General features: G+C 71.3%; 14 protein-coding genes. 5 read left to right on the top strand and 9 right to left on the bottom strand.

Features of this window, described 5'->3' with window-relative positions; all coding sequences use genetic code 11:
• Positions 1-19 precede the first annotated feature (19 nt).
• The 6 genes from bchY to AB6A66_RS08485 form a co-directional block, all read right to left on the bottom strand.
• Positions 20-1,597, bottom strand: coding sequence for a chlorophyllide a reductase subunit Y (gene bchY, locus AB6A66_RS08510; RefSeq protein ID WP_371055543.1), 1,578 nt, complete (start codon positions 1,595-1,597; stop codon positions 20-22).
• Positions 1,594-1,737, bottom strand: coding sequence for a hypothetical protein (locus tag AB6A66_RS08505; protein WP_371038773.1), 144 nt, complete (start codon positions 1,735-1,737; stop codon positions 1,594-1,596). The genes bchY and AB6A66_RS08505 overlap by 4 nt, the downstream gene beginning before the upstream one ends.
• On the bottom strand, positions 1,724-2,728 hold the full coding sequence (locus tag AB6A66_RS08500) for a chlorophyllide a reductase iron protein subunit X (RefSeq protein ID WP_371038774.1): 1,005 nt from the start codon (positions 2,726-2,728) through the stop codon (positions 1,724-1,726). Before AB6A66_RS08500 ends, AB6A66_RS08505 begins: the two co-directional genes overlap by 14 nt.
• Positions 2,725-3,666, bottom strand: a complete 942-nt coding sequence (bchC, locus tag AB6A66_RS08495) for a chlorophyll synthesis pathway protein BchC (RefSeq protein ID WP_371055542.1) — start codon at positions 3,664-3,666, stop codon at positions 2,725-2,727. Before bchC ends, AB6A66_RS08500 begins: the two co-directional genes overlap by 4 nt.
• 123 nt (positions 3,667-3,789) lie before the next feature.
• Entirely contained in the window at positions 3,790-4,929 is a 1,140-nt protein-coding gene (locus tag AB6A66_RS08490) for a methyltransferase (RefSeq protein WP_371055541.1), read from the bottom strand.
• A 1-nt stretch (position 4,930) separates the two neighbouring features.
• On the bottom strand, positions 4,931-5,797 hold the full coding sequence (locus AB6A66_RS08485; RefSeq protein WP_371055540.1) for a polyprenyl synthetase family protein: 867 nt from the start codon (positions 5,795-5,797) through the stop codon (positions 4,931-4,933).
• Between the two features lie 97 nt (positions 5,798-5,894).
• Here AB6A66_RS08485 and crtD point away from each other — a divergent pair, with 97 nt between their 5' ends.
• Both crtD and crtC read left to right on the top strand, forming a co-directional pair.
• The gene (gene crtD / locus AB6A66_RS08480) at positions 5,895-7,478 is read left to right on the top strand and encodes a 1-hydroxycarotenoid 3,4-desaturase CrtD (protein ID WP_371055539.1); all 1,584 of its coding nucleotides are present in this window, start codon (positions 5,895-5,897) and stop codon (positions 7,476-7,478) included.
• Complete coding sequence (gene crtC, locus AB6A66_RS08475; RefSeq protein WP_371038790.1) at positions 7,433-8,308, top strand: carotenoid 1,2-hydratase; 876 nt, start codon at positions 7,433-7,435, stop codon at positions 8,306-8,308. The genes crtD and crtC overlap by 46 nt, the downstream gene beginning before the upstream one ends.
• On the opposite strand, the gene AB6A66_RS08470 is transcribed toward crtC, so the two are convergent.
• Genes AB6A66_RS08470 through AB6A66_RS08460 form a run of 3 tightly spaced genes read right to left on the bottom strand, consistent with a single transcriptional unit; the run spans position 8,305 to position 11,374 of the window.
• On the bottom strand, positions 8,305-8,787 hold the full coding sequence (locus tag AB6A66_RS08470; RefSeq protein ID WP_371055538.1) for a TspO/MBR family protein: 483 nt from the start codon (positions 8,785-8,787) through the stop codon (positions 8,305-8,307). The genes crtC and AB6A66_RS08470 overlap by 4 nt on opposite strands.
• A 5-nt stretch (positions 8,788-8,792) precedes the next feature.
• Positions 8,793-9,833 (bottom strand): 15-cis-phytoene synthase, encoded by a 1,041-nt coding sequence (crtB, locus tag AB6A66_RS08465; protein WP_371055537.1) that lies wholly within the window; start codon positions 9,831-9,833, stop codon positions 8,793-8,795.
• Positions 9,830-11,374 (bottom strand): phytoene desaturase, encoded by a 1,545-nt coding sequence (locus AB6A66_RS08460; RefSeq protein WP_371055536.1) that lies wholly within the window; start codon positions 11,372-11,374, stop codon positions 9,830-9,832. Before AB6A66_RS08460 ends, crtB begins: the two co-directional genes overlap by 4 nt.
• Before the next feature lie 80 nt (positions 11,375-11,454).
• On the opposite strand from AB6A66_RS08460, the gene crtA reads away from it, so the two are divergent.
• From crtA to AB6A66_RS08445, 3 genes are all read left to right on the top strand, one after another.
• Positions 11,455-12,201 carry a spheroidene monooxygenase gene (gene crtA, locus AB6A66_RS08455; protein WP_371055535.1) on the top strand — a complete coding sequence of 249 codons (747 nt, stop codon included), beginning with the start codon at positions 11,455-11,457 and terminating at the stop codon, positions 12,199-12,201.
• Entirely contained in the window at positions 12,198-13,202 is a 1,005-nt protein-coding gene (bchI, locus tag AB6A66_RS08450; protein ID WP_371055534.1) for a magnesium chelatase ATPase subunit I, read from the top strand. Before crtA ends, bchI begins: the two co-directional genes overlap by 4 nt.
• A partial coding sequence (locus tag AB6A66_RS08445; protein ID WP_371055533.1) for a magnesium chelatase subunit D occupies positions 13,199-14,888 on the top strand: 1,690 nt, incomplete at its 3' end. The genes bchI and AB6A66_RS08445, both read left to right, overlap by 4 nt.

Genomic DNA, 14,888 nt, shown 5'->3' with positions numbered 1-14,888 from the left:
TGGTTGCGGCGGGCGGCGCTCATATCATCTGCTCCGCCTTGGCCGCGCGCGCCTGCTTCTCGAGCTTCTTGCGGTGGCGCTCGGCGAACTCGGGATGCAGGTTGGGCGCACCTTCCCAGATGCCCGCCGTGTCGCCTTCGCCGACACCGTCGAAGAAGGCGCTCATGTGCTCCATGCGGTCCTTGTTCTCCATCGCGGCGCGCATGACCTGCTGAAGCGAGCCGGCGCCCGCGGGCCCCATCAGGGGCCGGGCCGAGATGAGGTTCGTGAAGTAGAGCGACGGGATCGACATCTCCTTGGCCTTCTGCACGACAGGCGTCGTGCCGATGGCGAGGTCGGGCCGGATGGCCTCCATCGCGGCACAGTCGTCCTCGAGGCTCGCGCGGAACTTGACCTTGGCGCCATGCGCCTCGAGCCAGGCGGCGTCCTCCTCGCTCCAGGGCGTTTTCGGGCAGGCGGAGCCGACATAGGCAACCTCCGCCCCGCTCTCGACCAGAAGCCGCGCCACCAGAAGCTCGCTGCCCTCGTAGCCGGAAAGCGTGATCCGTCCCTCCAGCCGCGCGCCCTCGAGCGCGCCCTTGATGGCTGGAAGCACGGCGTTCTGCGCCTCGGCGATCTTCTCGGCCGGGACGCCGTGCGCCTCGCCGATCGCCTTCAGCCAGGCGGCGGTGCCCTCGTAGCCCACGGGCGCCGAGCCCACGATCGGCCGACCGGCCGCCTGAAACTCGCGGATCGCGGCGGTGTAGAAGGGGTGGATCGCCGCGACCACCGCGCCGTCGAGCGCGGCGTAAAGCTCGCGCCACTCGCGGCAGGGCACGACCGGCCCGGCGGCAAGACCCATGGGGTCGAGCATCCGGCCGATCATCATGGGATCGGCGGGGAACATCTCGCCCAGCATCGTCACGGTGGGGCGCGACGCGCGCCCGCCCTCGGGCGCCGCGACCGGCCCGGCCTCGACCTCCGCGCGGGCGTAGTTCAGCATGGCGCCGGCAAGAACATCCTTCGCCTCGGCATGCGTGGGCACGCCGAAGCCCGGCACGTCGATGCCCACGATGCGCACGCCGTTGATCTCGTCCGGCAAGAGCCGCAGCGGCACGCCCGAGGCGGTCGGAACGCAGAGGTTCGTCACCACGATCGCGTCGAAGCGGTCGGGATCGGCCATCTCGTAGACCGCGTCGCGGATGTCCTCGAACAGCTTGCCCGTGACCAGCGTCTCGGAACTGAAGGGCACGTAGCCAACCGAGCGCCGCGCGCCGTAGAAATGGCTCACGAAGGTCAGGCCGTAGACGCAGCAGGCGCTGCCCGACAGCATCGTGGCCACGCGCCGCATCCGAAGACCCACGCGCAGCGAGCCGAAGGCGGGGCACATGCTTTGCGGCTTGTCGTGCGGCCCTTGCGGATAGTCGGCGGCATACTGGTCCAGGATTTCGGACTGGCCGGCCATGCGCGCGGCCTTCTCCATCTCCTGGCCCGAGTGGCAGCCCATCCCGTCGGCCACACCGGCGGCGGCCGCGCCTTCCGGCGCGGAGGCGGTGCGGGTCTCGCCCCGGATCACCACGGCGTCGGCGGCGTCGTCGTAGCGCACCTCGTCGGTCATGCGGTCCTCCCGTCTTCATCCGGGGCGCCGGCGTGGCGGATGTCGTCGAAAAGCCGGCGAAGCTGTTCGGGCTTGGCCTGCGCCAGCATCCGGCGCAGCGCGGCGAGCTGGGGATCGCGAGCGGGCTCAGGCGTCGTCATAGATCACCTCCAGCGACTCCTTGGTCGCCGTGTACTTGCCACGCATGTCCTCGTCGGTCGCCGGCTCGAGCACGAAGTCGGCGCCGGTGTCCTTGCCCTCGAAAAGGCCGAGCAGCCCGTCTTGGGACAGCGGCGTGGGATGCGTCGGCGGGGCGCCGGCCACGTTCTCGGCCAGCTCCGCGAAAAGCGCGCCCCACTGGGTCTCGTTGGTGCCAACGATCTCGTAGGAGGCCGATTTGCGGCGCAGGTCGTCGTCCTGCGGGATCGCGGCGAGAATGGGGATCTCAACCTGCTCGGCGAAGGCCTGGGCCTGGCCGGCCCCGTCGTCCTTGTTGACGACCATGCCGGCCACGCCAACATTGCCACCGAGCTTGCGGAAATACTGCACCGCCGAGCAGACGTTGTTGGCCACGTAAAGCGACTGCAGGTCGTTGGAGGCGACCACGATCACCTTCTGCGCCATGTCCCGCGCGATCGGCAGGCCGAAGCCGCCGCAGACGACATCGCCCAGGAAATCGAGCAGCACGTAGTCGAAATCCCAGTCGTGGAAGCCCAGCTTCTCCAGCAGCTCGAAGCCGTGGATGATGCCGCGCCCGCCGCAGCCGCGGCCAACCTCGGGCCCGCCAAGCTCCATCGCGAAGACGCCGCCGCGCTTGAAGCAGACGTCGCCAATCTTGACCTCCTCGCCGGCGAGCTTCTTCGCGGTCGAGGTCTCGATGATCGTGGGGCAGGCCTTGCCGCCGAACAGGAGCGACGTGGTGTCCGACTTGGGATCGCACCCGATCAGCAGCACGCGCTTGCCCTGCTCGGCCATCATGTGGCTGAGATTGGCCAGCGTGAACGACTTGCCGATGCCGCCCTTGCCGTAGATCGCGATGATCTGGGTGTGTTTGGTCGGCTCCTCCGCGGGAACCTCAAGCGTCGGATCCTCTGCGGCCTCGTCGCGGAGACGCTGATCGAAATCCTTCAGGTTCGGCACTTCGTCCTTCACGCCGCATCCTCCCAGTCCAGAATCATTTTCAGGCATGCCGGATCCTCGAAGGCTGTCCGGTATGCGGTTTCGGCCTCCCGCGCGGGAACGCGGTGAGTGATCAGCCCCGCGAGAGAGAGCGCGCCGCTCTCCACCAGGGCCCGAGTCGCCGCGAGATCCTCGCGCGCCCATTCGGCGGCCACGCGAAGGCGCGCCTCCTTCAGGAAGGCGGGCGGGAAGGCGAAGGAGAGCCCTTCGGGATAGAACCCCGCGAGCACCACCTCGCCGCCTTTCGCCAGGCGTCCGATGAGGTCGTTCAGGATCGCCGCGTTGCCGGACGCGTCGTAGATCGCGCGGTAATCACGCCGCGGATCGTCGTCGGGGTGAATGACCTCGTAGCCCTCGGCGCCCGCGCGCCTGTCCTCGGCGACCTCCCACACGGTGGGAGCGGGGGCGCCCGCCGCGACGGTCAGCCGGGCGAGCAGCCGGCCCAGGACCCCGTGACCGACGACGAGGTCGGGCACCGTCTTGTCGAGGCCGGCCATGGCGTGGCGCGCCGTGGCCGCAAGCGCGAGCAGCGCGCCCTCCGCGCCCCAGCCGGCGTCGATGGGCGTCACCCGGTCGGCCTGCGTGACCAGCGTTCTGGCCGCCCCGCCGAAGAGCCCGAAGGCCCCGTCGAAGCAGTTGGCGCCCGGCACGAAGACGTGCTGGCCGGGCCGGTAACCGGTGGCCGCATCGGCCTCCACGATCTCGCCCGCGGCCTCGTAGCCGGGGACGAGCGGGTAGCCCATGCCCGGAAACGGCGGCATCTGGCCTGTGTAGAAAAGCTTCTCGGTGCCGGTGGAGATGCCCGAATGCCCGATTCGCACGACGAGATCGCCCGCGCCCGGCTCCGCGAGGGGAACCTGGTCCAGATGAAGGTCCCTCGGACCGTTAAGAAGAACAGCAGTCGTATCCATGTTCTCTCTCTCGCCGGCGCCCGTGTACGAGACGGCGCCCGATGCGTTCCCGTGTCTTGAGTGTCAGTTTAGCTTTACAGTCTAATCTGTCAATGCTGTTGGACGGATTCTTCTGCAACGCCGTCAGCTCCGTCGGACGGCGGAGAGCGCGCCGGTGACGTAAGGGCGCGCGGCGCGCGGCACGCGGATCTCCTCAAATCCCGCCTCGGCGACCATTTCCGCGATACGCGCGGCCGAACGCACCCGCCCGGTCCGCATCGCCATCGTGTAGAAGGCAAAGTAGATGTCGGTGGCGCGGTCCGGCCGGTCGCCGCCCGACATAGGTTCGGCCACGACGAGTGTACCGCCCGGCGGCAACGCGGCATGCGCCTTGGCCAGAAGGTCGCGCACCGTCGCGTCCTCGTGATCGTAGAGCACGCGAATCAGAGAGATCGCATCGGCCCCTTGGGGCAGCGGGGCGTCCCGGAACGAGCCCGGGTGAAAGCGGGTCCGCGCCTCGAGGCCGGCGGCAGCCATCTGGCCGCGCGCCTCGTCGATCACTTCGGGCAGGTCGAAGAGCGCGAGCTCGAGCCCTGGATGGCGCGCCGCCGCGGCGCGCAGGAATGCGCCGGTGCCGCCGCCCACGTCGAGAAGCCGCCGAACGTCGCGCAGCGGGACCATGCGAAGGGCGTCCTGCGCCACCAGCCCCTGCGATTGCGTCATGAGGTCGGAATAGGCGCGCGCGGTCGCGGGATGCAGCCCCTCCCGGGCGCCGAAGACATAGGGCCAGACCTGCGCGAGCTCGGTGTCCGCCTCGCCACGCAAGAGCGCCACCGGATCGGCCATGTCGCGGTAAAACGCGCCGTGATGCCGGATCATCGGCACGAGGCCCGGCACGCCGACGAGCGCCGCGCCCCGGGGCCGCACCGCGAAGCGGCCGTCGCGGCGCCGGTGCAGCAGGCCCATCGCCGCCCCGGCCTGCAAGAGCGCCGCCATCCGGTCTTCCGGCACGTCCGCGGCGCGGGCCAGCGCGGCGGGCGCGCGCGGCCCGTCCATCAGCGCGCCGATCACGTCGAGCTCCACAAGCGCGAGCAGGGCCTGGCTCTGCACGAACCCCGAGACGAGATCCATGAGCGCCTCGCCCTCGCGCCGCACGCGGCCGCGCGTGAACGGCAACGCGCTCGCCCAGCGCTGGACGTCCTCGCGCGCGGCGAGCCGGGCGAGCCATGTGCGAAGATCGCCGCGGGGACGCGAGGCCGGGCGCTCCTGCACCGCGTCGGCCATGTCAGGCGAGGTGCCGGACGGCGTCGGGCATGATCCGCTCGGACTGCATGCGAACCATCTGGGCAAGGCGCGCCTCGCCGGGGCAGGACGGGATCGAGGAGATGGCCCCCGCGAGGATGTTGCGCAGCCTGCCGGTGGCGCCGGCGACGCCGAGCTCGGCCACCGCGTTCGGGCGTCCATGCGCCTCGTCCTGTCCCGCGGGCTTGCCCAGCGCGTCAACGTCCATGAGCGCATCGCGCAGGTCGTCGGCCACCTGGAACGCCTCGCCGATGCGGTCGCCCAGCTCGTACCAGGGTTCGGCGTCGTGTCCCGCCGCGATTGCCCCCATCTGGGTCGCGGCGATGAAAAGCGCGCCGGTCTTCGACCGGTGATAAGCGGCGAGATCGACTTTCGCCTCGCTCTCCCAGCCCTGGCCCGCGCAGATCCCGTTCGGCATGCCCGAACACTGCGCCAGCGTGCGCATGAGGCGCACGCCGCGGCGGGGCGCGTCCTCGGCGGCACGGGCGAGCACGTCGAAGGCGAGAATGATGAGGCTGTCGCCGGCAAGAACCGCGAGAGGCTCCGAGTAGGCCCGGTGCACCGACGGCTTGCCGCGGCGCAGTTCGGCATCGTCGAAGCAGGGCAGGTCGTCGTGCACGAGGCTGGCGCAATGGATCAGTTCCAGCGCCGCGGCGGCGGCATCGGTCACGCCGGGCCGGTCGTCGCCGCAGGCCATCGCCACGGAGGCGAGGATCGTAGGCCGGATGCGCGCCCCGCCCGGCGAGGTCGCGTAATCCAGCGCCTCGGAAAGCTGCGCCGGCGCGACACCGCCCCGGCCGATGGCGATCGCGCGGCACACCGCGTCGTCGATACGCGCGTTCAGATCCATGGGGCGGGCTCCTGCTTTCTGGCTGCGTCTTTATAAACTGACACGCAATGTGTAAATTATTCTGGACACTTCGCAAGCCGGAGTCAACAATCAGGGCATGGCGGCGACGAATTTCAGCGACACGCCCACGATCGTGGTGGGCGCGGGGATAGGAGGGCTGGCCGCCGCGGCGCGGCTGGCCGCAGCCGGCCGGCCCGTCCTCGTGCTGGAGCGGCACGCGGCGCCCGGCGGCAAGATGCGGACCGTGCCCACGGCGTCCGGCCCGGCCGACACCGGGCCCACGGTGCTCACCATGCGGTGCGTCTTCGACGATCTCTTCGCCGCCATGGGCGCGCGCCTGGAGGATCACGTCACCCTGCACCGCCAGCATCTGCTGGCGCGGCATTTCTGGCCCGACGGCGCGACGCTCGACCTCTTCGACAGCGAGACGGAAAATGCCGCGGCCATCGACGCCTTCGCCGGACCGCGGGCGGCGGACCAGTTCCGTGCCTTCTCCGCCCGGGCGCGGCGCCTTTACCAGGCGTTCGACCGCCCGATGATGCAGACGGCGGAGCCGCGCCTGCCCCACCTCGCGGCGACGGTCCTGCGCCGGCCGCGGCTGATGGCCGACATGGCGCCCCATGCGACCCTCGCGCAGGCCCTGCGCCGCCAGTTCGACGACCCGCGCCTCGCGCAGCTCTTCGGGCGGTTCGCCACCTATGTCGGCGGCTCGCCCTATGCCGCGCCCGCGCTTCTCGCGCTGATCTGGCAGGCGGAGGCCGCCGGGGTCTGGGTGGTCGAGGGCGGCATGCATGCGCTCGCCGCGAAGATCGCGCGGCTTGCCGAAGAATGCGGCGCTCAGTTCCGCTACGACACCCATGTGGCGCGGATCGAAACCGACGGGGGCCGCGCTGTGGCGGTGTCTCTCGCGGACGGCACACGGCTTCCGGCCGCACAGGTTCTTTTCAACGGCGATCCGCGCGCGCTGGCCACCGGGGCGCTCGGACCCGGCACGGGCAAGGTCGCGCAGGCCGCGGCGCGGGCGCCGCGCTCGCTCTCGGCGCAGGTCTGGGCATTCGCGGCACAGCCGTCCGGGCGCGACCTCGCCCACCACAACGTCTTCTTCTCGGCCGATTACGCGGCCGAATTCGCCGATCTGCGCGCGGGCCGACCGCCCGCCGACCCCACGCTCTACATCTGCGCGCAGGACCGCGGCCTCGGCCGCGCGCCACCCGCGCAGGAACGCTTCGAGATCATCGTCAACGCGCCGCCCCTGGAGGGCCCGTCGCGCGCCGCCGAGGAGTATGCCCCATGCCTGAAACGCACCTTCGACAAGCTGAACCACATGGGGCTTGCGATGGATCCCCTGCCGGGACCGGAGGCGCTGACGACGCCGGGCGGGTTCGAGAGCCTGTTCCCGGCCTCGCTGGGGGCGCTCTACGGGCAGAGCCCGCACGGGATGACGGCCGCGCTGGGGCGGCCGCGGGCGCGGACGAAAGTGGCGGGGCTCTACCTCGCGGGGGGCGGGGCGCACCCGGGGGCGGGCGTGCCGATGGCGGCCCTCTCCGGGCGGCACGCGGCCGAGGCGATGCTGAGCGACCGAACTTCGACGTCGACGTCCCGCCCAACGGCTACGCGTGGTGGTACATCGACGGCATCTCGGACGACGGCCGCCGCGCCGTCTCCGTCATCGGCTTCATAGGCTCGGTCTTCTCGCCCTGGTACCGCTGGTCGGGCCGGCGCGATCCCGAGAACCACGTCTGCATCAACGTGGCCACCTACGGGCCCGGCGGGCGCTTCACCATGACCGACCGGGGCCGCAGCGCGCTTCGCAAGAGCCGCGACAGTTTCCGCGTCGGCCCCTCTGCGATGCACTGGCAGGCGGGCGAACTCGTCATCGACGTGAACGAGATCTCCGCCCCGCCGGTGATCTCGCGCGTGCGGGGACAGATCCGGGTGAAGCCTGCCGCCCTGAGCGACCGCGAACTTCTTCTGACGGAGGACGGCGCCCATGTCTGGCGGCCCTTCGCCCCCAATGCCGGGATCGAGGTCGCGCTGGACGCGCCGGGATGGCAGTGGTCGGGGCACGGCTACTTCGACGCGAATTTCGGCAGCCGGGCGCTGGAGGAGGATTTCGCCTACTGGACCTGGGGGCGCTTCCCGACCCGGAAGGGCGCCACCTGCTTCTACGACGCCACGCGCCTCGACGGCAGCGAGTTGGCGCAGGCGATCCACTTCGACGAGTCCGGCGGGGCGGAACTGGTGGAGCCGCATCCCAAGGCGCCGCTCAAGCGCCCCTTCTGGATGGTCCGCCGCGAGACGCGCGCCGATGCGGGCTACCGGCCGCGGCAGGTGCTCGCAATGCTCGACGCGCCCTTCTACAACCGCTCGGCGGTGCGCACGCGCCTCGACGGGGAAGAGACGGTGGGCGTCCACGAGGCGCTGGACCTCACCCGATTCCGCTCGCCGCTTCTCAAGCCAATGCTCGCCGTGCGGGTCCCGCGCCGCGCCGGCTGGCGCTTTCCGGACTAGCTGGCGAATTCCGGAGGATTGGCGGCGATGTCGGGGTTACGGCGCCACACCGCGAGATTGAGCGCGGCGGCGATGCTGACCCACGCCAGGTAGGGCAGGAAAAGCGCCCCGGCGAGCGGTACGACCTGCCAGAGCGCCGCCATGCAGGCCGCGACCGACAGCCAGAGCGCGCCGAGCACTGCCATGCCGAGCTTGATCCGTCGCAACCCGAAGAAGACCGGCGTCCAGAGGCCGTTGAGCGCGATCTGAAGTCCCCAGAGCGCCATGGCGAGGCCGCTGTCAGGTTCGACCGCGGCAAGGGCCGCGGCGCTCGACATGCAGATGTAAAGCGCGGTCCAGGCGACCGGGAACATCCAGTCCGGCGGGGTCCACCAGGGTTTCGAAAGGTCGCGATACCACGCTCCCGGCGGGAAGAGCCCGCCGGTCGACCCCGCGGCAAAGCAGGCCGCGAGGAAAATCGCGAAGAGAACGAAATCCATGCGAGTTAGCTAGCCCGCGGCATCCCCTGCATCAAGGGCCGCGCACGCTCGAGCTCATGCGCCTTAGCGCGCGCGAGCGTCGCGTAAAGCTTGTCCGACCAATCGGCGCGCCGCGTCTCCGGCGCCGCGGCGGCCTCGACCAGGAAGGCCGTCTCCGGCAACGGGCGCGCGTAAAGCAGCGGCGAGACCGGCATCACCATCGTGGCCGAGGCGCGCAGGATGGCGAGGCTCGCCCAGCCGAGTTTCTCCGCGCCGCTCGTCCGGGCCCGCATGCCGACACTGTCATGCCCTGCGCGCGCGACACGCCCGCCGATCCCCGCGTAGATGTAACGCGCCGCGAAGATGCCCGGCCGCGCCCCGCGCGGAAGGCGCGTCACCCCGGCCTCCGAGCGGGCGTAGAGCGTGTCGGCCTCCCGCAGAAGCCTGCGCACGATGGCGCGAAGCTGCGGGGAGGCGTCCGGGTCAGAGAGGAACGCGTCCGGATCGAGCCCGGCCTCGACGAGCCAGGCGGTGGGCAGGTAAAGCCGCCCCTCGCGCGCGTCCTCGCCGACATCGCGGCAGATGTTCGTCAGCTGCATCGCCACGCCGAGATCGCACGCCCGCGCAAGCGCGCCCCTGTCGCGCACGCCCATAAGCACGCACATCATCGCGCCCACGGCCGACGCGACCCGCGCGGAATAGGCGCAAAGCTCCGAGAAGCTGTCGTATCGCCGCTCCAGCGCGTCCCAGGCAAATCCCTCGAGCAGCGCCTCGGGCAGCGCGCGCGGCATGTCCGTGTCGGCCACCATGGCGGCGAAGGCGCGATCCTCGGGCGCGTTGCGCGGCCGCCCGTCGTAAACGAGCGAGAGGCGCTCCTGCAGGCCGTCCACCGCGGAGGCCTTGGCATCCTGGAGATCCACGGCGTCGTCGGCCAGCCGGCAGAACGCGTAGAGCGCGAGCGCCTTGTCGCGCACGTCGCGCGGCAGAAGCCGCGATGCCGTGTGGAAACTGCGCGACCCGTGCCGTATCGCCCGGGTGCAGTGATCGAGGTCCGCGGGCGCGATCACGCCGTCACCTGCACGGGATCGGGCACGAGCTTGTCCAGCACCTCGGCGGAAGAGACGACGCCCGGAAGCCCCGCGCCGGGATGCGTGCCCGCGCCGGCGAGATAGAGGCCCTCGGCCTCCTCGCTCACGTTGTGGGGCCGGAACCACGCGCTTTGAAGAATGCGCGGCTCGATCGAGAACCCGCTGCCCAGGGGCGAGAGGTACCGGTCGCGGAACTCCTCGGGGGTGAAGATCAGTTCTGCGCTCAGATGATCCTCGAAGCCGGGGATCGTATCCTGGAGCACCTTCGCGACCTTCGCGCGATAGGCATCGCGCATCGTCGACCAGTCCACCGGATGCGCGTGCCCAAGATGCGGGACGGGCGAAAGGACATAGAAGGTGTCGCCACCTTCGGGTGCCACGGTGGGATCGGTGACCGAGGGTCGGTGCAGGTAAAGGCTCATGTCGTCCGCCAGGTGCCCCTTGAGGAAGATGTCCTTCAGAAGCCCCTCGTAGCGCGGCCCGGAAAGGATCGTGTGGTGTCCCACGTCCTTCCACATCCCCGCGGTGCCCTTCGTGCCGAAATACCAGACGAACAGGCCCATCGACCACCGGCGCGACCCGATCTTGCGGTCGGACCAGCGTCGCTTCGGCGCGTTGCGCAGCAACCGGGTATAGGTGTGCCCCGCATCGGCGTTCGACACGACGACGGAGGCCGGCAGCGTCTCGCCGTCGGTCAGGCGCACGCCCGCGGCGCGACCATCCCGGACGAGGATCTCGTCGGCTTCGGCGCCGTGGCGGATCAGCCCGCCCTGTTCCGTTACCACCCTGGCCATCGCGTCGGCGATCGCCTGGACGCCCCCGATCGCGTAATGCACGCCGAACTGCTTCTCGAGGTGGCTCACGAGCGCGTACATCGAGGTCACGTGCATCGGATCGCCGCCGATGAAGAGGGGATGGAACGACAGCGCCATGCGCAACCGCTCGTCCTTCACCCGCTTGCGGGCGAGGCCCAGGATCGACTGGTCCGCCCGAAGCAGCGCGAATTCCGGCAGCACCTTCACCGTGTCCCAGAGCCGGTGCATGGGTTCGGCGACCATACCCTCGAAACCGACGACGTAACGGCGCTCCGCATCCTTGAGGAATTTCCGGTAGCCGGGCACGTCGCCGGGCGAGAGGCGGCGCACCTCTTCCACCATCGCCTCGGTGGATTGGCGCGCGGTGAAATGCGACCCGTCCGGCCAGCGGATCTCGTAGAAGGGATCGAGCGGGCGCAGGTCCACGTCGGCGTGGAAATCGCGCCCGCAGGCCGCCCAGAGCTTTTCCAGGACCTGCGGCACCGTCACGATGGTCGGGCCGAGATCGAAGCGATGACCCTCCTGCGTGATGGAGGATCCGCGCCCCCCGGCGCGGTCGAGGCGATCTATGACGGTGACGCGGTAGCCGCGCGCGCCGAGCCGCATCGCGGAGGCGAGCCCCCCGAGTCCGGCGCCGACGACGATGGCGGATGGGGCGGCGGGCGTGGCGCCGGCGACGAGGTTCGGATCGAGGCGTGTCAACATGCCTGTATGCTACTACTGTCCATTTTGCTTTACAACCAGAACCGCAGGTCGGGGCGGGCTCTTTTCAGGCCCCGCAATCCGTGTCAGAAACATCTGACACCCAAGCCGGAGGGGATGCCATCCAGACCGTCAGCCTCAGCTTTTTCCGCTTCTCCCCGGGCTTCGACAGGGTCTGGGCGTTCACCCAGATGGGAGCCGCGCGCTGGGCGATGTCGCGCCTGCCCGGTCTGGGCTTCTGGAAGCTTTGCGGCTCAGGCACGGGCGAGGGCTTCACCCCGCGCCCCAACTGGGGCGTCTACGCCATTCTCGCCACCTGGCCCGACCTTGAGGCCGCCAAGAGGCAGACCGCCGAGGCGCCCGTCTTCCGCCGCTACCACGACCACGCGGAGGAGGCGATGACCGTCTTCCTCTCGACCACCTCGGTGCGCGGGCGCTGGTCGGGGCGCGAACCCTTCCAGGTGACGGAGGCGGCCCGCCCCGGCCCGGTCGCGGCCCTCACCCGTGCGACGATCCGGCCCACGAGGGCGCGCGCGTTCTGGGGCGCGGGGCCCGACATCAGCGACGTCATCGGCGCCGACCCCAACGTGCGCTTCAAGATCGGCATCGGCGAGGTGCCGTGGCTGCGCCAGGTGACCTTCTCGATCTGGCCGGACACCTCGGCCATGGCCCGCTTCGCCCGGGGCGACGGGCCGCACGGCCGCGCCATCCGCGCCGTGCGCGAGGGCGACTGGTTCAGCGAGGAACTCTACGCACGCTTCCGCGTCCGGTCGGTCCGTGGCACATGGGAAGGCCGGAACCCCGTCGCAGATCTGGAGATCGCCGCATGACCGCCCCGTTCCCGTTTTCAGCCATCGTCGGACAGGAACAGATGAAGCTCGCCATGATCCTGACCGCGATCGAGCCGGGGCTCGGCGGCGTCCTGGTCTTCGGCGACAGGGGCACGGGGAAATCCACCGCCGTGCGGGCGCTCGCCGCGCTGCTGCCGCCGATTCGCGTGGTGCAGGGCTGCCCGGTGAACGCCGAGGCCCCAGAGCAGGTGCCCGACTGGGCGCTGGGCGTGGGCAGCGAGATCGTGGAAAAACCGACGCCCGTCGTCGACCTTCCCCTCGGCGTGACCGAGGACCGCGTGACCGGCGCGCTCGACATCGAACGCGCGCTCACCAGCGGCGAGAAGGTGTTCCAGCCCGGCCTGCTCGCCCAGGCGAATCGCGGCTACCTCTACATCGACGAGGTGAACCTGCTGGAGGATCACATCGTCGATCTTCTCCTCGACGTGGCGCAATCGGGCCAGAACGTGGTGGAGCGCGAGGGCCTGTCGGTCCGCCATCCGGCGCGCTTCGTGCTGGTGGGCTCGGGCAACCCCGAGGAAGGCGAGTTGCGCCCCCAGCTGCTGGACCGGTTCGGCCTTTCGGTCGAGGTCGCCTCTCCAACCAACATCGAGGACCGGATCGAGGTGGTGCGCCGGCGCGACGCCTTCGAGACCCGCCACGACGCCTTCATGGCGCACTGGCAGGCCGAGGACGCCAAGGTGCGCGAGCGGATCCTCGACGCGCGGTCACGCCTGCGCGAGGTGGCGACCCCGGACGACAGCCTGCGCGACTGCGCATCGCTTTGCGTGGCGCTCGGCGCCGACGGGCTGCGGGGCGAGCTGACGCTGCTGCGCGCGGGCCGGGCGCTGGCCGCCTATGAGGGCGCCGACGAGCTGGCGCGGCCGCATCTGCGCCGTGTCGCGCCGATCGCGCTCTCCCACCGGCTGCGCCGCGATCCGCTGGACGAGGCCGGCTCGGGCACACGCGTGGCCCGGGTGGTCGAGGAGATCCTCGCGTGACGGACGGCCGGGCGCGGTGGGAGCGGGCGCTCCATGCGCTCGCGCTTCTCGCGGTGGATCCGGCCGGGCTTCGGGGCATGGTGGTGCGCGCCCGCGTCGGCCCGGTGCGGCGCGCCTTCGAGGACCACGTCGCCGGCCTTTCGGGAGAGGCTCACCGCATCCATCCCGAAACCGGCGATGCCGAGCTTTTCGGCGGCCTCGACGTCGCGGCGACCCTCGCCGCCGGGCGGCCCGTGGTGCAAGGGGGGCTCGCCCAGCGCCCCGGCCGGATCGTGCTGCCGATGGCTGAACGCTGCCCGCCCGATCTTGCCGCGCGGCTGGCGCAGATCCTCGACGCCAGCCCGGGACACGCGCTCATCCTGCTCGACGAGGGCGCCGAGCCCGACGAGCGCGCGCCGAAACCGCTTGCCGAGCGGCTGGCGTTCCGCGTCGACCTGGAGGGGATCGGCAGGCTGGAGGCCCGCGGCGACATGCCCGGCGCGGCGGCGATCGCGGCGGCGCGTGCCCGTCTTCCCGAGCTCGCCACCACGGACGAGCACGCCGCCGCCCTGACCGCGCTTGCCGCGCGCTTCGGGATCGACAGCCTGCGCGCGCCCCTCCTCGCCTTGCGCGCCGCGCGCGCAGAGGCCGCGCTCGCCGAGCGCGACGCGATCTCGGACGATGACCTGCGAAACGCCGCCGAACTCGTCTACCCCGCCCGCGCGACGATGCTGCCCCAGGAGGAGGAAGAAGAGGAGGAGCCACCGCCTCCCGACCCCGATCCGCCGGAAACGGAGGACGGCGAGGACAGGCCCGACGGGGAAGACGAGGGCGCGGAGATCCCGTCGGAACTTTTGGTCGAGGCCGTATCGGCGCTCGTGCCGCGCGACCTGCTCGCGCGGCTCGCCGAGGAAAAGGCCACGCGGCGCGCCATAAGCGGCGCGGGCGCCGGGGCGAAGCGCAAAGGCAACCGGCGCGGCCGACCCCTGCCCTCGCGCCCCGGCCGCCCCGGCGGGCCGGACCGGGTCGATCTCGTCGCGACGCTGCGCGCCGCCGCGCCCTGGCAGACCATCCGCCGGCGACAGCAGCCCGACGCGGGGCGCGTGCTCGTCCATGCCTCCGACGTCCGCCTGCGCCGTTACGAGGACCGCTCGGACCGCCTGCTGATCTTCGCCGTGGACGCGTCGGGATCGCTTGCCATGGCGCGGCTCGGCGAGGCGAAGGGCGCGGTGGAGATCCTTCTGGCAGAGGCCTATGCCCGGCGCGACCACGTCGCGCTGGTGGCGTTTCGCGGCACGGGGGCGGAGCTTCTCCTGCCGCCCACCCGCTCGCTCGTGCAGACCAAGCGCCGCCTCGCCGCGCTGCCGGGCGGCGGCGGCACGCCGCTGGCCGCGGGGCTCGAGGCGGCCACGCGGCTTGCCATGCAATCCGGCGGGCGCGGTCTCAGCCCGAAGATCGCGCTCCTGACCGATGGGCGCGCCAATGTCGGGCTCGACGGGACCGGCGGGCGCGCGCTGGCGGCCGAGGATGCCGGGCGCATGGCCGACACGCTGCGCGCGCAGGGGATCGGCGCGATCGTTATCGACACGGCGACCCGCCCGGGGCAGGAGGGGCGAAACCTGTCCGACCGGCTTGGCGGCGTCTATCTCGCCCTGCCGCGCGCCGACGCGCGGCGGCTGGCCGGCGCCATCTCGCAGGCGCTGGGGG

Origin of the sequence: Rhodosalinus sp. K401 (genome assembly GCF_041365735.1) — a bacterium.
Classification (GTDB): Bacteria; Pseudomonadota; Alphaproteobacteria; order Rhodobacterales; family Rhodobacteraceae; genus Rhodosalinus.
The sequence above is the reverse complement of the archived record's forward strand: the minus strand, read 5'-3'. Positions and strand labels throughout refer to the sequence as shown.